This window comes from Planctomycetia bacterium (genome assembly GCA_015075745.1).
Taxonomy (GTDB): Bacteria; Planctomycetota; Phycisphaerae; order UBA1845; family UTPLA1; genus UTPLA1.
In genome coordinates this window covers 235,406-257,355 of record JABTTW010000002.1, presented here as the reverse complement: position 1 = coordinate 257,355, position 21,950 = coordinate 235,406, and the positions used below count along the sequence as shown (strand labels likewise).

Sequence of the window (21,950 nt, the reverse complement as noted above, 5' to 3'; positions counted from 1 at the left end):
GGGCCGGCGGTGACTTGAGTCGACGGTCAGACAAGGTAGGAGCCTGTCCCATGTGCTTCAATTCTGACTCGCACACTCATTGTAAGCATCGGCCCTCTGACAGACAAGCCGGAAACCCTCTATGGGAGCGGACTTGCGACCGCTAGAATCATCATGCGACATGAAAGTTGGACTTGCACAAATAAACCCCATCGTCGGCGACGTGGCAGGCAACTGTCGGCGCGTGGTCGAGGCGGTGCGCCGAGCCGCGGAGGCCGGCGCCGAGCTGGTCCTGTTTCCGGAATTGACCATCTGCGGCTACCCGCCCAAGGATATGCTGTTCAAGCCAAGCTTCATCGAGCTCAGCGTTTCCGCGCTTCGTCAGTTGGCATCTGAATTGCGCGACGGCCCGGCGGTGCTGGTCGGCTACGTGCGGCCGAGCGAGAAGCCGGTCGGGCGACGGGTGCGAAATTGTCTCGCGCTGCTGCGCGGCGGTGAGGTGGTCGCCGAGGCATGCAAGTCGCTCCTGCCGACTTACGACGTTTTCGATGAGCATCGCTACTTCGAGCCGGCCGGCGGGGCGACCGTGGTCGAGCTGAAGTCCCGCGGCCGCACCTGGCGGATCGGCGTCACGATCTGTGAAGACCTCTGGAACGACAAACAGACCCTCGGTCACCAGCTTTACGAGAATTCTCCGATCAACGAGCTGCAGAAGGCGAATGTCGATTTCGTCGTCAATGCCTCGGCCTCGCCCTTTACCGTCGGCAAGCAGGCCCTGCGCGAACGACTGATGGGCGGTCAGGCCAGGCTGCTCGGCAGGCCGATCGTCTATGTCAACCAGGTCGGCGGCAACGATGAACTGGTGTTTGACGGGGCAAGCTGCGTCTTTGACGGGCAGGGCGCCGTGGCGGCGCGTGCGGCGGCGTTTGAAGAAGCGATCGTCGTCGTCGATCTCGCCAAGCTTCCCGACGCCGTTCGAACGGACTACCCGTCGGACCATGACTCCGTCTATCAGGCCCTGGTGCTCGGCACGCGGGATTACGTCCGCAAGTGCGGGTTTACCGACGTGGTCATCGGTCTGTCCGGTGGCATCGACTCGGCGCTGACGGCCTGCGTGGCGGTCGAGGCGCTGGGGGCCAATCGCGTCCACGGCGTGGCCATGCCGTCGCGCTTCAGCAGCGACCACAGCCTCACCGATGCCGAGGCCCTGGCACGCAATCTGGCCATTGACCTTCAGACCATCGCCATTGAGCCGATGCATCTGGCGATGGAAGAGGCGATGGAAGTCCCGTTTCGCGGGCGGGCACCGGACATCACGGAAGAAAACGTACAGGCGAGGATTCGCGGCAACGTCCTTATGAGCCTTTCCAATAAGTTCGGCTGGCTCCTGCTCACCACCGGTAACAAGAGCGAGCTGGCCGTCGGCTACTGCACCCTCTACGGCGATATGTGCGGCGGGCTGGCGGTGATCAGCGACGTGCCCAAGACGATGGTCTATGAACTGTCGCATCGCTACAACCGGCTCAAGGGGCGCGAGGTGATTCCCGCTTCCAGTTTGACGAAGGTGCCCTCGGCCGAACTGCGCCCCGACCAGCACGACCAGCAATCGCTCCCGCCCTACGACACCCTCGACGCTATTCTGCAGCGATACGTTGAGAAGGAGGAGTCGGTGGCCGACATCATCCGGCAGGGCTTTGACGAGTCGGTGGTGCGCGACGTGGTCCGCAAGGTCGATCTCAACGAGTACAAGCGCAAGCAGGCGGCGACAGGCCTGAAGGTGACGAGCCGCGCCTTCGGCGTCGGACGAAGGATGCCGATCGCGGCGAAGTTCCCGACGTGAATTGGTTCGGTGCTCCGACCCGACGCGAGACGCCTCCGCAAACCAGCCCGAAGCGCCAGCGAGGGTGTGCTTCGACATCCTCGCGTATGAAAAAGACCGTACGGAATCAACCCAACCGGCAACCACCGCACGGGAAAACTAAACTTGGGAACAATTCCCATGTCGCTCGGTGCGAGATGTGAATCTCGCAGCCGCTCAAGAACTACTTGCTGCCTTCGCCCGTCAGGGCGCACGATGGTAGCCAGTGACTTTGAGTCACTGAAATACGACGCCCCCATTTCACTTCCATCCGGAGGACGGACGAGTCTGGACCACCAACCCGCGTCCGCCCTTCAGGCCGTGGCCGCGATCGGTGCAGTCGCTCCTGAATTAAATGAAAAGGCGCGCACGACGAGCAAGTGTAGACATGCAGGAGGTGATCCAGCCATGTTCAGCACGAGCTCATCATTTCCGCGAATATCCTACTACGTTTTTCGGGGCTACTTTTTTCAAAAATCGCCAGATTCGCGACCTGCCCCAACCCATGCCCGCCACAAGCGTTGGCACGTTTTTCCAGAGCGCTGTGTCACCTTATGTCACCTTCGATTTTGCACGACTTGCGCGCAAGTCGGCGCTGCGAAACCGAATCGCCGCATCCCGCCAACCATCGTCTCCCGTTACAATCTCGCCGGGCCGGCATCCAACCTGCCGGCGTGCAACTGCTCCGGAGGTATCTCGAAATGCGTATCTGTCTCACCCTCGCCGGCATCTTTTTCCTCATGACAACCAGCTCTGCGAAAACCTGTCTCGCAGATGGCCCGGCGGACGCGCTCGCCGCACCGGCCAAGGCCGCCAGTAAAAACCCGCCCGAGCTCGGCAAGGTCGCCTGGCTTCGCGGCTTCGAGTCCGCCGCCGCCATGGCCAAGGCCGACGACAAGCCCCTCCTCGTCCTCTTTCAGGAGGTACCCGGCTGCAGCACCTGTGTCAACTACGGCGGCCAGGTCCTCAGCCACCCCCTCATCGTCGAGGCGGCCGAGACGCTTTTCACCCCGGTCTGCATCTACAACAACATCAAGGGCGACGACGAGCGCACGCTCAAACTCTTCAGCGAGCCGGCGTGGAACAACCCCGTCGTGCGGATCATGACCGCCGACAAGAAGCCGCTCACCGACCGCGTCGCCGAGGACTACACCGTCGCCGGCCTCGCCTCCGCGATGTGCAAGGCCGTCGAGAAGTCCGGCGGCCGCGTCCCCGCCTACCTGCGACTGCTGGCCGATGAGACGGGCGCGCGAAAGGGCAAGATCGAGAAGGCCACCTTCGCCATGCACTGCTTCTGGGAGGGCGAGGGCGCACTCGGCCGGCTCGACGGCGTCGTCGCCACGATGCCCGGCTTTGTCGATGGTCTGGAAGTCGTCGAGGTGGAGTTCGACCCGGGCCGCCTGCCGTATGACAAATTGCTCTCCGAGGCGAAGTCGATGAAGTGCGCCAGCAAGGTCTTCGCCCGGTCGGACGCTCAATTGAGAGCTGCGAAAAGGACCGTCGGCGACGCTGCCGTACGCTCCGACGAAAAGGTCCGGCCCGACAAGGAGCCGAAGTATTACCTTCTCCAGACGCCGCTTCGCCACGTGCCGATGACGCCGCTCCAGGCAGCGCGCGTCAACGCCGCACTGGGCAAGCACGAGTCCGCCGAACCGTTCCTGTCGCCGCGGCAACTCGCCCTCTTGGCCGAGATCAAGTCGCGGCCGAAAGCCGACTGGCCCGTCGTCATCGGCAAAGAAATCACCGCCGCATGGGAGGATTCGAGCAGGCTCGCAAGCTCGCCGGGAGGCAAATGACCCGGCGCCGGGCAGGTATTTCTTGTGTGCCGCCCACTGGACTTGCCGCGCGTCCGGCCATGTCTTACGATCCTTCATCCACGGCTCGCCCGCCCGAAAACCGGCCGGCGCGCCGCCACGATGGAGAGGTGGCTGAGTGGCTGAAAGCGACGGTTTGCTAAATCGTTGTACGGATTAATACCCGTACCGGGGGTTCGAATCCCCCCCTCTCCGATTTGTGACAAGCGGACGCCGCAAGTGCGTTCGCCTCAATAATTTGCGCGGGGGTCCCTCGTTCGCCGGAGACCGTCGCTTGGCACAGTGCACTGTGCCGGAACTGTGCCGAACCAGACCCTTATCGCAGGGCGCAGGCCTCTCCATTTTCCCAGGTCGTCTGTCCGGGACTTCCCAGTCCGGTGTGCGCCCCCCAAGAAAAAAGTGCCCGAACGCTGGCACTGTCCTCGACACTGACTACGACGCCGAGTGGGTGCATACCTATTGTCGCGAAAAATGGGGCGTGCGTAGTCACATCCCGCCGGCGGCGCATTGTCGAGTCGGAAGCGTAAACGGTCGCTATCGATCGCAGATGACGCGGATGCCGAAGCGCTGCTCCTCCCCGGCAAAGCCTCCCCCGAGGAGAGATGGAAGCTCAAGGAACAGGAGTCCGAGGGGGAACCTTCGAAGCTGGTTCTCCCTGGGGGGACTCGGAGAAACAATCACGATAACCGATGGGCAAACTGTCTCATTTGGCGTGAAACACTACAGCCGGAAGCTGTTACGATTCAGGCATTGCCGAGTGATAAGTCTTTATACCAAGCATGTTTCGAGCGAACAATCGTCGCGCATCGGGTAGATACCTGAATCTTTATGTCCTCCACCAATTCAGCTCAAGAGATAATGGAATACCTATGGCATTGACAGTACTACGCATTGATGGCATAATCCTGGGAACCGATTAAAAAATATCAAGGGCCAAAACAATCTCGTATTTGATTTTGGCTATTCGGAAGACACGACAAAGGGCGGCCCGGCCGATTCGGGTGGCCAGTTGGCGAGTAAGCCGACGCAGCGGAACGCCCTTTGGTATTCTGCGCGTCGTTTTTTTTTGATTCTTGAAGCTCAAGTGCGCGCGACGGAGGTGGGCGAGCGTTTCGTCCGGCCCCCCCGGCGGCAATGAGCGCCAATTCAAAAAGGGAGACGGGAAATGAGTCTTCGAGTCCACATTTTGTTGGCGGTCGCTGTTCTCACCGGCTTCCCATTGAATGCCGATGCCGGCATCCTTTTAGGAACTGCGGGGGACTTTTCGGTTCTGGCTGGCACAACGGTCACCAACACCGGCCCGTCTCTCATCGATGGCGGACATCTCGGAGTCAGCCCAGGGACCGCGATCACCGGCTTTCCACCGGGGATGATCATGCCGCCATACACCCAGCATTCTGCCGATGCCGTCGCACTCCAGGCGCAGACCGATCTCACTACGGCGTACAATACGGCGGCAGGCTTGGCGTTCACACAGGATCTCACCGGGCAGGACCTCGGCGGTCTGACACTCCTTCCCGGCGTTTACTCTTTCTCATCATCGGCCCAGTTGACGGGAACACTGACGCTTGATGCCCTGGGCGATCCGAATGCTCAGTTTGTGTTTCAGATCGGAAGCACACTCATGACCGCGAGCAACTCATCGGTTGTGACGATAAACGGCGGCTCAATGCCGGGATGCAGCACGTTCTGGCAGGTTGGAAGTTCCGCGACGCTCGGCGCCGGGACAGATTTCCAGGGACACATGCTGGCATTGACAAGCATCACCATGAACACCGGTTCTAACATCCTTTATGGAAGTGCCTTGGCGCGCAACGGCGCTGTGACACTCGATGATAACAATATCACCTCATGCACAATAATTCCGGAGCCTGGAATGCTGGCATTGGGGTTGTTCGGCGGCGTTCTGATTACGTTACGCCGATCGCGAATCGGCAAAAGTGTTGCATGAAGAGCCTATTGTGAGCTTGAAACAGATGCATGTCCCCTAGGCCTGTTGTTCAGCCCATTGCTTTCCGCCGCATAGCGGCAGCATTTCGCGGTCAGGCCCTCCAACTCAAGCGCATTGCGCGCGAGCCGGAGATCGTGAAATATGTGAGTAGCAAGCTGAACAACGGTGGGATGTCCGACCGGCTGTCCATCTCACACGCCACACCTCGCAGTCATCTGCGTTTGGGCAGTCCAATACCGGCTGGAAGAACCGCGTGAGTTTGATCTTGTTGAAGGCACATCGGTACTTGAACTAACGGGCCGCGTTTGTATCCCTTACCCGGGGCCGCGTTCGTGCGCCCCATCCACTTCGCGATTGGGTTCGCGATGAATGACTCGCGAAACGTTAGCGTTTGTCGTTGCGTTCGACAGCGCCTCGCCGTCCAGTTGCAAAACAGCGCCTTGCAGATCCCGGTTAGTTCGTTCCGGCGAGATCGTCGAGCAGGATGCTTGCGATTCCAGCGGCATGCCGAGGATTTGTGACTCATGCGGGCGTTGCTATATGAACAACGACACCAAGCGAAATTCAACCGACACGACGCAACTCGACAACGTGAAATAATCGCGAATCCCATCACAGCGAACCCCGCCAAAGGCGCGGGCGTGGAGCAAGTATCTAGATGGAATGCCAACCAACCAACCAACCCATCTATCCCGCGCCCGCGCTGGTCCCCGAGGCGGCTTGCCGGCTTGCCCATGGAGCGTAGCGAAGTGGGTTGGCGATGGACCACCAGCAATCCCGCAGCCCGCGCGATCTTGCCTTCCCCCTCAACCCCTCGGCCTCTTTTTTTACCTTTTTCGCGAACCGCCCCAACCCGTGCCCGCCACAAGAGTTGCGAGCGAAAAAAATCGCGTGTGTCACCTTATGTCACCTTCGTTCTTGCTCGCTCGCCGCGCCCCCGATCCGAGCCGCGCGCGTCAGCAAGCGGTCCCAGAAAAGCCGGATACCCGATCGCAATCAACACCAACCGCCGACGCAATCAATGCCGCCGCCGTCGCTTTCACCGTGAACCCCTTGCCCCCTTTTTCACCTTTTTCGCTATATGTCACCTTCGTTTCGTGCCCTCCCGCGCTGGTCCCCGAAGCGGCTTGCCGTTTGGCGATGGACCACCAGCAATCCCGCAGCCCGCGCGATCTTGCATTTGCCCTTGGCCTCTTTTTTTCCTTATGTCACCTTGGGTTTCGTCGTCCCCGGCGGTCCCGCGCACGCCAAACACGAGGCGTGGCACAGTGGTGCCCGCACGTACAAATGCGATGGCCGGCGGCTATTTCGGCCAGACCTGCCGGCCGCCGAGGTAGGTGGCTTTCACGCAAACGCCGGAAATTTCGTCGGGCGGGATTTCGAGCACATCGCTTTCGAGGATGACGAAGTCGGCGGCGAGGTTGGGGGCAATTTGGCCGAGCGATTTTTCGTCGCCGGCGGCATAGGCTGCCCCGCGGGTGTAAGCGGTCAGGGCCTCCTCAATGGTGATGCGCTGCTCAGGCACGAAGACGTCGCCGTCGAGCGACCTGGCGGTGACGGCGGCGTGAGCGCCGAGGAATGGGTTGAGCGAGACGACGGGCCAGTCGCTGCCGAATGCCACGTGGGCCCCGGCTTGGAGCAGCGAGCGGAAGGCGTAGCTCGTCCGGCACCGCACCGGGCCGATGGCCTTCTCGGCGTATCGGGCGTCGTCGGCCTTGTGCAGCGGCTGCATCGACGCGACGACGCCGAGCCGGCCGAAGCGATCGATGTCCGCCGAGAGCAGGTGCTGTGCATGCTCGATGCGCAGGCGCATGCCGTCGGGCGGATTGAATGTACCGATGACCTGCCTTACCTCGTCGGGATTTTGCTCCCTCGCCTCGGCTGGGCCGAAGCGATTGCCAAACCAGTAAGCGTACTTGTCCAGAACGACGCGGTTCGCTTCATCGCCGATGGCGTGAATGGCGATCGAGAGGCCGGGCCCGCCGGCGGCCTCGCACAAACTGTCGAGTTCGGAGTACCACGCCTCGTCAGTCTTCGACTGCTTAGGCGGTTTATCCACACCGAGGAATGCGCGCGGCAGGCCGCGCCAGTCTTTCTTCTCCGGCGGATTGTCGCTGTAGGGCATGTGCATGTAGGCGGTGCGCGAACCGAGCGAGCCGTCGGCGTATTGCTTGAACCCGCAGACGCGAAGCATGTCGTCGTTCTTGTGATTCTTCGCCCGATCGATGTAGTCCCGCCATTTGTTTTGGCTGATGAAGAAACGGACGCGGAGTGTCAGCGATCCGGCATCGCGTGCCCGATCGATGGGGGCGAGTTCGCGATACTCGGACATGGTGTGGACGCTGGTGATGCCGTGGCGGTTAGCCTCGACCATGGCGGCTTGGAGGGCGGCATCGAGCTGCTCGGCGGACGGCGCTGGAATGCGGCGCGACACGAGGCCGATCGCGGCGTCCTTGAGGATGCCGGTTGGCTCGCCGGTGACGGGGTCGCGCTCGATCTGTCCGCCGCGCGGATCGGCGGGGCCGCGTGCGTCGATGCCTGCGAGCTTGAGCGCGACGGAGTTGGCCAGTGCGCCGTGGCCGTCCATGCGGTAGAGGAGGACGGGGTGGTCGGCGGTGACGGCGTCGATCCAGTGGCGCGTCGGCTGCGCGGGGTCGGGCCAGCTTTCGGTGGACCAGCGCCCGCCCTCGATCCAATGGCCCCTGGGAGTCTGCTTTGCGCGCTCGGCGATGGCGGCGATGAAAGCGGCGCGGTCGGGAACATCGCGGAGGTTGATGCGCGAGAGTTGCAGGCCGCCGCCGAGGAGGTGGAGGTGTGCGTCGATGAGGCCGGGCACGATGCGAGCCCCGCAGGCATCGAGATATTTCGTATGTGTCTCAGGCTGCGCGGGTCGGTCCTTCTCCAGGCCGTTGCCGACGGCGACGAACCTGCCGGACTCGATTCGAAAGGAGTCGGCGGTTGGGTTCGCGGGATCGCCGGTCCAGACTTTGGCGTTGTAGACGACGAGGTTGGCGTCGGGATGCGGCTGGGCGCAGCCGGTCAGGAGCAGGAGGCCGTGGCAGACACCGATGAGGAAAAGTCGCGCGGTCACTTTGGGAGTCCTTTCTTTGATGGACGGACATTATTAACCGGCGCAGGCGCGTTCACAATTGGCGATGTCGGTCGCGCGGCGGCGCACTTAGAATAGCGAGCAGCATGTACGTCGTCGAAACTCACGGGCTCGCCAAGGATTACGGCGCGATTCAAGCGCTGGCGGGGATCAACCTTCGCGTGCCGCGCGGGACGATCTTCGGATTCCTCGGCCCAAACGGCGCGGGCAAGACCACGGCCATGCGGATCCTCGTCGGGCTGCTTCGACCGACGGCGGGGCGAGCGAGCGTCTTCGGCCTCGACATGATCGGCCAATCGCGGGAGATTCGGCGGAAGGTGGGATATCTGCCGGGCGACGTGAGGCTGTATGAATGGATGACGGGCCGGCGGTTTCTGAACTTTTTCGATGCGGCGCGCGGCGGGGGGGCGGCGCGAGAGATCGAGCGGCTGCGCGGGCGGTTTGATCTGGATATCGACCGGCGCATACGAGCCTATTCGCGCGGAATGAAGCAGAAGCTGGCGCTGATCGCGTCGCTGATGCACCGGCCGGAGCTGCTGATTCTCGATGAGCCGACGACGGCGCTGGATCCGCTGGTGCAATTGACGTTGCACGATGAGCTGCGCTCGGCGGCGCGCGATGGGCGGACGGTGCTTTTTTCCAGTCATACGCTCGGCGAGGTGGAAGTGCTGTGCGACCACGTGGCGATCATCCGGCGGGGGGAGATTATCGAGGACAGCACGATCGAGGCGCTGCGGCGGCGGGCCGTGCGGCGCGTGACGCTGCGGCTGCGCAAAGGCGAATCGGCCATTCTTGAGCTGCCGGAGGGCGCCCATCCACATGAGACGCTGGACGGCACGGTGAACCTGAGCTGGACCGGGCCGATTGACGGGCTGACGGCGTGGCTTTCGACGCTTCGGCTGGAGGACGTCACGATTGGGCCGCCGGACCTGGACGATTTGTTCGCGGCGTATTACCGCAATGATGCGCCGGCGCTTCAGCGGGGGGGTGGCGCATGATCAGTTGGCCGATCGTGAAGCGGACGCTTCGGGACTATGCGCTGCTGTGGGGCGGGGCGATGCTGCTGGTGACGCTGTTCGTGGTGATTTTTAATTTCGCGCTGAACTCGTTCCCGCGCGAGCAGACGGAGAACTGGCTGAGCGTTCCGTGGATTCGGCGGCTGATCGCTTCACTGGCGGGGGCCGATGTGCTGGAACTCTCCAAGCCGGAGGGGATGCTGAGTATCGCGTTCAACCATCCGCTGGTGTGGACGCTGCTCGTCGCGTTTACGCTTTCACTTTCGAGCGGCGTGATTGCCGGGGAGATCGACCGCGGGACGATCGACCTGCTGATGACGCTGCCGATCAGCCGGACGGCGGTTTATTGCTCGACGAGCCTGGCGCTGGTGATGATGGTGCTGCCGCTTTGCTGGGGAGTGTGGCTGGGGGCGAAGCTGGGGGTGACGTTGACGGGCTTCACCGCGGCGCGGATGAGCCTGTTGGCGATGGTGACGTGCAACCTGTGCGCGGCGGTGATGGCGGTTTCGGGACTGGCGATGGCGGCTTCGGGGATCTGCAATCGTCGCGGGCCGGCTGTGACGTGGGTGTTCGTCATTGTCTTCTATGGATTTGTCGTGAACTTTCTGCGGACGATGTGGCCGGCGCTGGAGCCGCTGGCGTTTACGAGTTTTCTTCATTACTACGCGCCGCTGGTGATTATTCGCGACGAGGTATTCGCGTGGCGGAGCATGGTGATTCTGCCGGGGTCGGGGCTGGGCATCTGGCTTGTCGGTCTGGCGATCTTTCGACGACGTGACATTCCGGCGTGCTGAGTCGGCGCAAAAAAAATGACGACGGCCGACACTGGGTCGACCGTCGCCCATGAGGGCACTCCACCCTGAAAACTGGGTTGTCGAAGGAGACTGACGGCTCTGCCGCGATTAGACGTTCAGGTCGTCGGTCTCCATCGTCTTGCGCCACTCGGTGAGATTCTCGAGATAGACGCTGGTGCCGCGGGCGACGCACGAGAGCGGATCATCAACCACGCGGACTTCCAAACCGGTACCGTCGGACATCACTTTATCGAGGCCCCGCAGCAGGGCGCCGCCGCCGCAGAGGTGAATACCGTTGTCGACGAGGTCGGCGGCCAGTTCCGGCTCGCAGCGCTCGAGCGTGTGGGTCACGGCATCGAGCACCTGGCTGATCGGCTCGCGCAGGGCCTCGCGAATTTCCTGGCTGGTGACGATGGTCTTGCGCGGGAGGCCGCTGATCATGTCGCGGCCGCGCACGTCCATGGTCATCTCTTCTTCATCGAGTGGCGCGGCGGAGCCGATTTGAATCTTGATCTGCTCGGCGGTCTGCGGACCGATTTGCATGTTATAGGTGCGCTTCATGTGGGCGATGATGGCCTCGTCGAGATCGTCGCCGGCAACGCGAAGCGACTCGCTCACCGAAATGTCGGCGAGGGACATGATGGCGACCTCGGTCGTGCCGCCGCCGATGTCGACGATCATGCTGGCGCGGGCCTCGGCAATGGGCAGACCGGAGCCGATGCCGGCGGCCATGGGCTCCTGAATAAGATAGACCTTGCGCGCGCCGGCCCTTTCGGCGGAACCGTAGACGGCGCGCTTCTCGACGGCGGTGATTCCCGATGGGACGGCGATGACGACGCGCGGACGAATGAAGCGTCTGCCGCCGTGCACCTTGCGGATGAAATATCCGAGCATCGCCTCGGTGATGTCGAAGTCGGCAATAACGCCGTCCTTGAGCGGGCGGACGGCGGCGATGGAGCCGGGCGTCTTGCCGAGCATTTCCTTGGCGACGAGACCGACGGCGTTTCCGTTTTGGAGAACCTGATTGGTGCCTTTGCGCACGGCGACGACGGAAGGCTCGTTCAGGACGATGCCTTCGCCGCGCACACAGACAAGCGTATTGCATGTGCCGAGGTCGATTCCCATATCGACGCTGACCATGCCGAGAAGCGAGTCGAATAACAAAGCAGGTATCCCTTCGTAGTCAGAGTACTCGCTTGAGACGAATCCACGTTATTGAGGCCGCAAGAAATCGGCGCGGCCGCGCACGATGACGCGGCGGCATTCTACACGGAGTCCGCCGCGAGGTCACTCGGCGGATTGATCAACCGTGCGATAGCTTAACTCGATTCGATTTCGACGAAAGGGAGGGGGAGGGGTGGATTGCTCGTTAACGGGCAGGGCCAGTCAGGCGGGAAGCCAAGGCTCCGCCTTTTCACCCGGAGGGGACAATCGGTGTTTTAGCGTACTCTGGAAGTCACAAGCAAGAAGGCTAGAAGCCGGGGAAGAGCTTGCCCAGGAGTTGGTCGCATCGGTAAAGGGCAAAGGCAAAAGCGCCGGTTACCGCGAAGAGGGCCACCGCCACAAGGACGGTGTAGATATCGTTTTCGGCCCGGGCTCGGGGTCCGGCGGGCGATTTGGCTTTTGCAGCGGCCATAAGCGAATCCTTAACTTAGCACTGCCTGGCGAACTTTTTGGGCTCGGCTGCGGGCCGAGGCGATCAACAATTCACAGGCTCGACGATCAGCCACGCATCGCGAAGCTGGCTTCGTCGCGGGCACTGTCACCGACGCGAATGTCTCCCTCGGACTGCTCAATCTGCCCGGCGGACTCATTGGCATCGACGCGGGAAATCTTAAGGGTGCCGAGGTACTGCGGGCGACCGGCATCGCCGTCGCGGCGATAGATCAGGAAGCTCATGCCGTGGGCCACGCCGTCGGCGCTACCGACAGAAATACTTGCAAGCTCACCCTGAATGCTGGTGACTTCGGCCCGGATGGGGGCGGCCACCATGGGCGTCGAGGGGGTCGAGACGGAAGGCACGCCGGCCTCGACAACCGCGCGGCCGTCGGGAATCTGCGTGGCGGGCATGAGGCCACCCGAACCGCCTGCTGAGCTTCCCATGGCGAGCTGCTGCTGGAGGGCCCGGACCTGTGCCCGAGCCATCTCCACGTTGGTGGTCAGTTCCTTGACGCGATCGGTGAGATCAATGTTCGCGCGTTCGAGTTCGCTGTTGCGACGGGCGAGCTTGGTGGCGAATTCCTTTTCCTGGTTCAGGGCGGCGAAGATGAGCTTGTTCTGTTCGCCGGCGCTGGAGACCTGACCCTGCTCGATGGTCAGCTTGCTCTGGCTTTCGGCGACGCCGCGCTCAAGCTCGGTGACGTAGGTCTGTGCGGAGGCCAACTCGGTCTTGAGGTCCTCGATGCGCTGCATGTCCTCTTTGTGGCGATCCAGGGCCCGGGCCTTGTCGAGGGCGGCGTTGGAACTGATCGCACGCGCCTGAGACTGGGCGGAGGTAGCGGCCTGTTGCCACTCCTCGGCGGACGCCTTCCAGTTCTGCTGCTGTGCGAAGGCCGATACAACGAGCATGCTCAAGGCTACCGACATCAAAGCCAGCAGCATGACCAGCGATTTCGTCAAGGTGCTCACGACCGTACCTCCTGAGAGATTTCACTACTAAGAGCACGAACGGCCGGCAGGAATCTTCGCGGAGTCTGCTTCTATCCACCCGCCCCCAGGGGATGCCTTGGCCGTCAATGCTTTCTTGCTTGCACATGCCGCACAATCAATTGTGCGAGGCATGCGCCGGTGAGGCTTCACCGAGGGTCAGGTTTTCCACCTGGGCCGCCCAATGAAGATACCAAATTATCCCCCGGTCCGCCCCGTTTTGCAAGTAGATGCCGGGTAGTATCTTTAAACGACGGCACCCAGTTACGACCAGGGTCCGGTACGGCGCGATCGCCGTCCTCATCGGCCCGAGAATGGCAAGCCCCAAGAGCGGACCGCGTCGCCGGGAGGCGACAGCCGAAAACGTCGTCCGGAGCATTATTTCTTGACCCACGGCAAGTTAATCCATTAGATTTAGAAGGCCAGCCTGGGGTACCCGCCAATGACGGCCCTGCGGTCGTCCGACCACGCGCGTTGTCCAACAGAGAAAACTGACTCGCGTGGCCTAAGATATCCAACCGCCTCAAGGCCAAAGCGGAGTCTGCTGCCCGATCCTCCCGGATCCGTGCGCGTTCGCCGAGGCTCCCTAGCGCGGTGATTGGCCGACATGGTCAATAGAATGACCACGCATTCGAGTTACCCGGCTGTGAACCGGCGGCACATGAGAGGCCCAAGGAGCATGAGGATGTCGAACAAAGCGATCAAGTCGTCGTGTCTGGCGTTTGCGACGCTCCTGTCCATCGCAACGTGGCCGGTTCACGGCGCCGACCTAATGCCCCAGAATTCGATCGATCGGATGGGGGGGCAGCGATACTGGGAAGCATCACTCCCGCTCGAAGGGGGCGAGACAGTCCTCCGCACGGCGCTGTTGGACGACAACCTCTATGTCCTGACGGACGGCAATCGCGTCTATGCGATTCATGCCCTGACCGGCGTGATGCGCTGGTCGCGCATCATCGCGGAGCCCGGCCAGACGGTACGAGGCCCGGCTCATAACGACCAATACGTTTTCTTCACCACGGGCGGCACGGTGACGGTTTTGAATCGCCGGTCGGGAGATGCCGCCGTCGAACCGCGATCGCTTGAAGGCGTCATCATCGAGGTTCGCCATGACACGGCGACGATCAGCAAAGGGAGCGATCACGGCGTTCGTCCGAAAGATGTCCTCCAGATATACAGAGTGGGAGAATCGGGCGAGGTCTCCGGCGATCCCATCGCGCAGCTACGAATTGAGACCACGAGCGGCCGGACCTCCCGGGGGCGGCTGTTTCGACTGAATTCGGGCCTCAAGGCACAAGCCGGCGATCATGCCCTGGCGGACATCGAACTGCCGCTCGAGCGAGTCAAGCTCCCCTTTGCGGCAAGCTGCGCCGCGGTCGCGGATGAGCATCGGATCTATGTCGGCGCCGCCAATCAGCGGTTTTATTCCCTCGACATCATCGGGGGCTTTCAACATTGGCAACTGATGACGCCCAAGACGGTGTCCGCCACGCCCGTACTTCGCGGCCCCAACCTCTACTTCGCGGGCCAGGACGGCGATGTCGTCTCCTGCACCAGCGCGGACCGAGTCAAGAACTGGGTGTACGAAACCGAGGCTCCGATCTTTGCCGACCTGGTTGTGACGGCTGACAGTGTGATGGCCGCATCGAGTGATCGATCGCTCTACTGCCTCGATCGCGTGACCGGCAAGCGCCGCTGGCGCGTCCGCTTCGACCGACCGCTGAACCAGCCGCCTGTCTTGTCGGGCGGCCGCGTGTTTCAGCAGGTGCCTGAACTGGGCCTCGTTGTTCTCGATTTTGCCACCGGCGAAGAGCTGTGGAAGCGCGAGGCGGGCGGCCAGTTTCTCTGTCAATTCGAGGATGATGTCCTTCTGCTGGTCGGCGACGGCCTGAGGCAGATTGTCCGGATCGAGGCGAAGACCGGGCAGGTTCGGGAACTGGCCGACGTCGCTGACGTTCGATTCGCCGAGGCGGATCGCGAGAGCCAGGCGATCATCCTCGCGAGCTCTGGCGGTGATCTGTTGTGTCTTCGATCCAAGAAGGCGCCGTATCTGAAGCCCGCGCAGCTGGCTGAGGTGTTGCGAAGCGACGCCAAGATGAAGATCGCCGAGCGAATGGATTCCGAGCGCAAGGCCAAGGCCGATGCCGCCGCCGTCGCACCGGCGGAGGAAAAGCCGCGGCTGCCGGAATGGCTGCTCGAAGATGATTTCCTCTCCAGCCGCAACACGGCCAAGCCGGTCGGAGGCCGGGGACTTGTCGATGACGGTGAAGTCGCCCCGCCAAAGGCCGAGTCGGCCGCCAAAGACGAGGCCGATGAGGACGCGTCAGACGATGAGGAAGAGGCCGATGACTCGGAGGACGAGGACGCCGCCGCCGAGGATGACGATTTCGCCGACGAAGACTCTGACTTCGAAGATGAAGATTCCGGCGACGACGAATCTGACTCGGAGGACGAAGACTCCGAGGATGAGGATTCCGAAGACGAGTAACACTGACGCCCCATGCCCGGCGGGAGCATTCGCCGCGGCCTTCAACTCTCACCTGCACCCATTTCTATGAGCGTTTCTTGGTGAGCCGGTCCCGGTATTGTCTGGTCGGGGCGATCCGCTACCCTATCAGGCTCTGCACCGCGTGGAAGAAAGGACGCTTTCCATGGCCGACATGCCGATTCGCCGCGCCCTTATCGCCGTCTATGACAAGACCGGCATCGTCGAATTTGCCCGTGCGCTCGTCGATGAGTTCGGCATCGAGATCATCTCCACCGGCGGCACGGCGAAGCACCTCAAGGACGCGGGCATTCCCGTCACGATGGTCGAGGAGGTCACCGGCTTCCCTGAGATGCTTGACGGCCGCGCGAAGACGCTGCACCCGAAGATTCACGCGGGCATTCTCGCCGACCGCGACAACCCCGAGCACATGAGGCAACTCGAAGAGCACGGGATCAAACCAATCGACATGGTGGTGGTGAACCTGTATCCGTTTGAGAAGACGGTGGCGGACCCGAACTGCACGTTTGAGCAGGCGATTGAGATGATCGACATCGGGGGTCCGTGCATGCTGCGGGCTGCGGCGAAGAATCATAAGCATGTTGTCGTTGTGCCCGGTTCGGATCTGATTGACTTGATCTTGGATGAATGGCGAAGCTCGAGAAGCGTGTCGCAGCACACGCGCCTATTACTGGCCACCCGGGCTTTTCGTCTCACGGGAGAACTCGATTCGTCAATCGAGATTTACCTTATGGAGCGTGTAGCAAACGACCTTGAGGAGACGGTCAAAACTGCACCATCCGAATCAGTCAAGAATCTCTTTGCCGATTGGGACGAGGACCGACTCTCGCTGCCCCTGTCGCCATACAAGCCTCTTCGATATGGCGAAAACCCTCACCAAAGGGCTGTGTTGGCGGGCTGCATAGGTCTAGAGGGTTCGCACGATCTTGGATTGGCGGAATTGGAGATGGGAGAAGCAACCACAGATGCTTCCTACAACAACCTAGCAGACGCCGACGCTGCGCTCGCGCTTTGCGCGGAACTCGCACGGCAAAGCCATGAGCCAGGAATCTGCGTCTTCATCAAACACACCAACGCCTGCGGCATCGGCATCGCCTCCGACCCCATCGAAGCCTACCGCCGCGCCTACCTCGGCGACCCCAACGCCGCCATGGGCGGCATTCTGGCCGTCAACTTTCCGGTCACGGCCGCGTTTGCAGAAGTGGTGATGGACTCGCTTCAGAAGTGGGGCAAGGACGCCGGGGCGGGGGCGTTTTTCGTCGAAGTGCTTGTTGCCCCCTCGTTTGAGGACGACGCGATTCAGGTAATCCGTACACGAAAGAAGTGGGGCGAAAAGGTTCGTCTGCTGGCCGTCGGGCCGATGGACGTCGAGCCTGACCCGGGTGAGCTCGACTACAAGCGCATCGCCGGGGGGATGCTCGTTCAATCGCGCGACCTTGTCGGACTCAATGAAAACGAGTGGAAGGTCGTCACCAAGCGCAAGCCGACCGACGCCGAAATGGCCGACCTTCGTCTCGCATGGCTCGTCGCCAAGCACACCAAGAGCAACGCCATCAGCATCTGCAGGGACGGCATGCTCATCGGCAACGGGGCCGGGCAGATGTCACGCGTGATGAGTTGCCGCATCGCCACGTGGCTGGCGAAGGAGAATGGCCACGCGGGCAAACTCGCAGGCAGCGTCGCGGCGTCGGACGCGTTCTTCCCGTTTCGCGACGGGCCGGACATTCTCATGGAGGCAGGCGTCACGGCAATCATTCAGCCCGGCGGCTCGAAGCGCGACGACGAAACCATCGCCGCCTGCGACGAGCGGAACGTGGCGATGATCCACACGGGCACGCGCCACTTTCGCCATTGAGCCGTAGGCTTAATCCAGTTGGATTGTTCGCCAGTCCAACTAATTGACTGCTGATGCATGGAAGTTTTTCTTTATCCAGACGAAGGTCTCGACCAAGACCTCTCGTAAATGGTATGGTGGGTGATGCCCACCGAAGGAATATCATCAGCTATGAACACGACGACAAGCAAACCTTCGATTCGGTTTCGTCGCTCGATCGCCTGGCTGGTTGCTATTCATGCCTTGCTCTTGTTTCCCATGGTTTTGTTTGCCACACATCTGACGGTTGCCCGGCTCGCTGATTCGCGCAGCTTTGTTTGGCGAGTGAAGAGTCTGGCGGTTGTGTCTACTCGTCGGTATGTGACGCTGGTCATTGGCAACATCGACAAGCCGCTTCGCGCCGAGAATCGGCGTCGCAACCAAGAGAGGCTCGCCGCGGCGCTCGTGGACAATCCCTATCTGTCCGAAGAGGCGCAGGAGGCGATCACCGCGGATGACGACCCGCGCGACGATCAATTCACCGAGCGTGTATCCGACGGATTCACGTTAGCAAGTGATCACGAACGCTATGGTTTCTTGGAAATCGTGAAATCGCAGTTCGCGAATGTGAACCTGACGTTTGTTCGGCTCGAGGCGAGGTCAACGGCGGCCGTGCTCCTGATCCCGTGGCTGGCGTTTCTTTCGGCTAGGGTGATCTCATGGATGGGCCGCCGGTTGGCTGAGACGCCGGAACGGTGTCTGGCCTGCGGCTATCAGCTTGGTATGACGCTTCGGCCGAGGTGCCCCGAATGCGGTCAGAAATTCGACGAAGCGACGCGGGCCTATCTCATCGGCAAGAATGCGGACGTGCCGTTGGAGGCGATTTGGGAGGAGCAGGAGAACTCGGCGAGAGGTCCATAACGCAAAAGACTTCGTCGCGATGATCCACACCGGCACCCGCCACTCTCGCCATTGAGCCGGCGATTGTGATATTGCGGAAGCCAACAACCGCAACAAAGTGGTGTTTCGGCGAAGCGGGGCTGCGCCTATTTCAAGCCGGCGACGATTGGAATGTAGAACTCCACCATGCGGTTGCCGGGAAACTCCGCCGAATTCAGGGTGCAGCGGGCCTGGAAGGGGACGGCAATGGTATCCGGCACGGCGACGGCCATGTACGCGCCGTCCGACGAGCGCTTCAACTCAACGGCAGGCGTCACCGACTGGCTGCCTGCGGGCCACAACTGCACTTTTCCTGTCAGCGCGGCGGCGGGCTGCACGACGAGTCCCTCGGTGCACAGGTAGAAGCGAAGCTCGCCGCGAGAAACCAGCACCGCTTCCAGCTTATAGGAGCCGGGAACGAAGTTCGTCACGACGCCGCCCATAGGCCCGATGTAATTCTTGCCGGGAATGTTTGCGCCAAAGAGGCTCGCGGCAGGGCCGGCGCATCGCGGGCATTTCTCAATCGGCGCGTCGAAATCCACGCCGAGGCACATGGCGGCGCAGCCGTAGCGGGCCTTGATGGTGCCGGTAGTCGCCGAGGGCTGCGACGAGGCGGACTTTCCTTGCGAAGGGCTGAGCCGCGAGTCGTAGTAGTTTCCGGCGGCAAGCGACCAGACTTCTTTTTGCCCCTCGTTGGTCATCGCGACGACGGTTTGTGCCTGACGCCAGAGGTCGGCGAGCAGCCGGGAATAGATGACGATCGGCGTTCCGGCCTTGTATCCGCTGACGTTGAAGAGAATCTTCACGCCGTTGTTCCGCTCGACCGGATGGGCGGCGTAGTCAAACTCGGTTGCCGAGATGGGATGCACCTGGCCGTCCCACATGATCTGCAAGTTTGCATTGATGTAGTCGGTGAGCGGACCGCGGACCAGCATCAACTCGCCGTCGGTGTAGTTGACGTCGCCGTTTTTATCGATGGGGAACTTCACTTCGACGGCGTCGCGGTCCATCCAGAGCGTGCCGGACAGTGACGAACCTTTGACATCGAGGGTGACGAAAACGGTCGCCTTGGCGAAGGGCGTTACGGCCACGGCGGTGTTGCATATGAGCCCGGCGGCCATTGAGGCGGCGAGGATCCATCGAGTCAGCATCTTCTTTTCTCCCAGTCAATTCAATCGTTTCGCGTTCGTCCGGCCACGTCGGGTCAGCCGGCGCTAAGCGAGCCGACCACATCGGCGAACTTTTGCCGGATCATAGCCTTCAGCGCCGCATGCCGGGCCGAGGCCAGGGCCGGATCAGACCTGATGATCTGCGCCGCATCCCGTTGGGCCAGCCGGAGCAGGTCGCCATCGCGAAGCAGATCGGCGACGCGGAGGTCGGGCAGTCCGTGCTGCCGAGTGCCGAGCAGTTCGCCGGGGCCGCGCAGGCGCAGGTCCTCTTCGGCTATTTTGAATCCATCCGTCGTCCTTGCAAGGACGGCGAGGCGCTCGTTTTGTGCGGTCTGGCTCTGTGTCATCAGAAAGCAGTAGCCGCGAGCGCCGCCGCGACCGACGCGCCCGCGAAGCTGGTGGAGCTGCGAGAGGCCGTAGCGCTCGGCGTGCTCGACGATCATGCAGGTCGCCTGTGGCACGTCGATGCCGACCTCGATCACCGTGGTGGACACGAGTACCTGCACACGGCCGGCGACGAAGTCGGCCATGACCGCTTCGCGCTTGCGATTCTCCAGGCGACCATGGACCAGGCCGACGCGCATGCCGGCGAACTCGCTCTTGCTGAGGCGTTCATACTCTGTGGTGGCGTCGCGAAGCTGTGAGCCGTCGGTCTCGTCGACCAGCGGGTAGACGACATAGGCTTGTTCGCCGAGGGCGATCCGCGATCGAACAAAGTCCCATGCCGTGCCCGCTTCGCTCGGCGGGCAGACGCGAGTGACGATGGGCACACGGCCCGGGGGCATTTCATCGATGGTGGTGATATCCAGATCGCCGAAGACGGTCATGGCCAGCGTACGCGGGATCGGCGTGGCGGTCATGATGAGATAGTGCGGGTCAAGCCCCTTTCCGCGGATGGAGGCGCGCTGGCGGACGCCGAAGCGATGCTGCTCGTCGACGACGGCGAGACCGAGGTTCGTGAGTCGGACGGAGTCCTGAATGAGCGCGTGCGTGCCGATCAGCAGGTCCAGTTCTCCGGCGTCGATTTTCGCGTAAATGGCCTTGCGCTCGGCGGCGGTCAGTCGGCCGGTGAGCAGGGCGAATCGAACGCGGCTGTCGACGAGATATCGCCGGGTGGACTCATAGTGCTGCCGGGCGAGCAGGTCTGTCGGCGCCATTATGGCCGCCTGTTTGCCATTGGCGATGGCGACCAGCGCCGCGTACAAGGCGACGACGGTCTTGCCGCAGCCGACATCGCCCTGGAGCAATCGGTGCATCGGTCGGGGGCGATTCATGTCCGTGACGATGTCGCGAATGGCGCGGTCCTGCGCGGGCGTGAGGTTGAAGCCGAATCTGCGGCGGATGCGGCGGTCGATCTCGGCGCTGCACGGCAGAACATGCGACTTTGCGTCGGATCGGAGGCTGCGGCGGGCGACGGTCAGGGCGAGCTGCATGGCGAGCAGCTCGTCGAAGGCGATGCGCCGGCGCGCGGCGGGGAGGTCGCTGTCGCGCGCCGGGCGGTGCATGGTTTCGACGGCCCAGCGGCGCCCGGCGAGCTTGCGCTCCTTGAGAAACTCCGGATCGTGATACTCCTGAATGAGCGGCAGCAGGCGCGGCAGGTTGTCGAGGATGAGCTTGGCGATGGTCTTGCTGGGCAATGCCATGCTCGCGGGATAGACCGGCTGAAGCATCGCCGGCGACGATTCATCGACCGGGGCGGCGTCTTCGCCGAGGACTTCGAGCTTCGGATTGATGAGCTGGGCGAGATGGTGATACTCGGTCACCCGGCCGGTGGCGCGGACGACGGAGCCGCGCTGAATGCGATCGGCCATCCACCCGGCGCGAAACCAGGTGAGGTTGCAGCGACCGGTGTTGTCGAGGAGGGTCGCCGATACGGTGGGCCCCTGACGGCTGCGACGCGACGTGACGGCGGCGATCTTGCCGATGACCGTCGCGGTCATGCCGAGTTCGAGATTCTCGATGAATCGGGATTCCTGCCGCTCGTGGCGGGCGGGGAAATACTCGATCAGATCGAGAATCGTACGGATGCCGAGTTCGGCGAGCAGGCCGGCGCGCCGCGGGCCGACGCCGGGCAGGAACTGCACCGAATCCGATAGTTGCGGCAGCCCGGCCGAGCGGCGGGTCAGGGAATGATCAGCTTGATCCCCACCGGAAGCTCGTCGGGGTGGCGCAGGCGACGGTCGTTGGCGTAGTAGATCTTTCGCCACTGGTTCTCTGTTCCGTAGTATTGCCGCGCGATGCTGTAGAGAGTCTCGCCTTTTTTCACCCAGTGGGTCCGGCCCGGCAGTCCGGCGCCCGGTTCAAAGTACTCCTCCGGCGGTGGAGGTTCCGGTTCCTGTCGCGCCATCGGCTGGAC

Annotated in this window: 14 protein-coding genes and 1 tRNA gene; 9 read left to right on the top strand and 6 right to left on the bottom strand. The window is 62.3% G+C overall.

The genetic code is table 11. The features are described from left to right. Nucleotides 1-160: 160 nt before the first annotated feature. From HS101_14580 to HS101_14565, 4 genes are all read left to right on the top strand, one after another. On the top strand, nucleotides 161-1,819 hold the full coding sequence (locus HS101_14580; protein MBE7507492.1) for an NAD+ synthase: 1,659 nt from the start codon (nucleotides 161-163) through the stop codon (nucleotides 1,817-1,819). 719 nt (nucleotides 1,820-2,538) lie between these two features. After that, nucleotides 2,539-3,633 (top strand): thioredoxin family protein, encoded by a 1,095-nt coding sequence (locus tag HS101_14575; protein MBE7507491.1) that lies wholly within the window; start codon nucleotides 2,539-2,541, stop codon nucleotides 3,631-3,633. 122 nt (nucleotides 3,634-3,755) lie between these two features. Next, nucleotides 3,756-3,846, top strand: a tRNA-Ser gene (locus tag HS101_14570). A 970-nt stretch (nucleotides 3,847-4,816) separates the two neighbouring features. After that, a complete protein-coding gene (locus HS101_14565; GenBank protein ID MBE7507490.1) occupies nucleotides 4,817-5,602 on the top strand; it encodes a DUF3494 domain-containing protein in 786 nt (261 codons plus the stop codon). Between the two features lie 1,303 nt (nucleotides 5,603-6,905). Here the strand turns inward: HS101_14565 and HS101_14560 are convergent. Then, nucleotides 6,906-8,693, bottom strand: coding sequence for an amidohydrolase (locus HS101_14560; protein MBE7507489.1), 1,788 nt, complete (start codon nucleotides 8,691-8,693; stop codon nucleotides 6,906-6,908). 104 nt (nucleotides 8,694-8,797) lie between these two features. Between HS101_14560 and HS101_14555 the strand changes: the two genes are divergently transcribed. Next, nucleotides 8,798-9,709 (top strand): ABC transporter ATP-binding protein, encoded by a 912-nt coding sequence (locus HS101_14555; GenBank protein ID MBE7507488.1) that lies wholly within the window; start codon nucleotides 8,798-8,800, stop codon nucleotides 9,707-9,709. Beyond that, nucleotides 9,706-10,521 (top strand): ABC transporter permease subunit, encoded by an 816-nt coding sequence (locus HS101_14550; GenBank protein ID MBE7507487.1) that lies wholly within the window; start codon nucleotides 9,706-9,708, stop codon nucleotides 10,519-10,521. The genes HS101_14555 and HS101_14550 overlap by 4 nt, the downstream gene beginning before the upstream one ends. Before the next feature lie 108 nt (nucleotides 10,522-10,629). Here the strand turns inward: HS101_14550 and HS101_14545 are convergent, their stop codons facing one another. The 3 genes from HS101_14545 to HS101_14535 all read right to left on the bottom strand — a co-directional run bounded on the left by HS101_14545 (nucleotide 10,630) and on the right by HS101_14535 (nucleotide 13,149). After that, nucleotides 10,630-11,661 (bottom strand): rod shape-determining protein, encoded by a 1,032-nt coding sequence (locus HS101_14545; protein MBE7507486.1) that lies wholly within the window; start codon nucleotides 11,659-11,661, stop codon nucleotides 10,630-10,632. A gap of 331 nt (nucleotides 11,662-11,992) precedes the next feature. Continuing rightward, on the bottom strand, nucleotides 11,993-12,157 hold the full coding sequence (locus HS101_14540; protein MBE7507485.1) for a hypothetical protein: 165 nt from the start codon (nucleotides 12,155-12,157) through the stop codon (nucleotides 11,993-11,995). 86 nt (nucleotides 12,158-12,243) lie between these two features. Beyond that, nucleotides 12,244-13,149 carry a hypothetical protein gene (locus HS101_14535; protein ID MBE7507484.1) on the bottom strand — a complete coding sequence of 302 codons (906 nt, stop codon included), beginning with the start codon at nucleotides 13,147-13,149 and terminating at the stop codon, nucleotides 12,244-12,246. Between the two features lie 703 nt (nucleotides 13,150-13,852). On the opposite strand from HS101_14535, the gene HS101_14530 reads away from it, so the two are divergent. The 3 genes from HS101_14530 (at nucleotide 13,853) to HS101_14520 (ending at nucleotide 18,407) form a co-directional block, all read left to right on the top strand. Further along, the gene (locus HS101_14530; GenBank protein MBE7507483.1) at nucleotides 13,853-15,655 is read left to right on the top strand and encodes a PQQ-binding-like beta-propeller repeat protein; all 1,803 of its coding nucleotides are present in this window, start codon (nucleotides 13,853-13,855) and stop codon (nucleotides 15,653-15,655) included. A gap of 172 nt (nucleotides 15,656-15,827) precedes the next feature. Further along, the gene (gene purH, locus HS101_14525; protein ID MBE7507482.1) at nucleotides 15,828-17,528 is read left to right on the top strand and encodes a bifunctional phosphoribosylaminoimidazolecarboxamide formyltransferase/IMP cyclohydrolase; all 1,701 of its coding nucleotides are present in this window, start codon (nucleotides 15,828-15,830) and stop codon (nucleotides 17,526-17,528) included. Nucleotides 17,529-17,678: 150 nt separating this feature from the next. After that, nucleotides 17,679-18,407: a hypothetical protein gene (locus HS101_14520; GenBank protein MBE7507481.1), complete on the top strand. Its 729-nt coding sequence runs from the start codon at nucleotides 17,679-17,681 to the stop codon at nucleotides 18,405-18,407. Between the two features lie 125 nt (nucleotides 18,408-18,532). Here HS101_14520 and HS101_14515 read toward each other — a convergent pair whose 3' ends face one another. Both HS101_14515 and recG read right to left on the bottom strand, forming a co-directional pair. Continuing rightward, complete coding sequence (locus HS101_14515; protein ID MBE7507480.1) at nucleotides 18,533-19,576, bottom strand: hypothetical protein; 1,044 nt, start codon at nucleotides 19,574-19,576, stop codon at nucleotides 18,533-18,535. A 53-nt stretch (nucleotides 19,577-19,629) separates the two neighbouring features. Further along, nucleotides 19,630-21,864, bottom strand: a complete 2,235-nt coding sequence (gene recG, locus HS101_14510; GenBank protein MBE7507479.1) for an ATP-dependent DNA helicase RecG — start codon at nucleotides 21,862-21,864, stop codon at nucleotides 19,630-19,632. Nucleotides 21,865-21,950 lie beyond the last annotated feature (86 nt).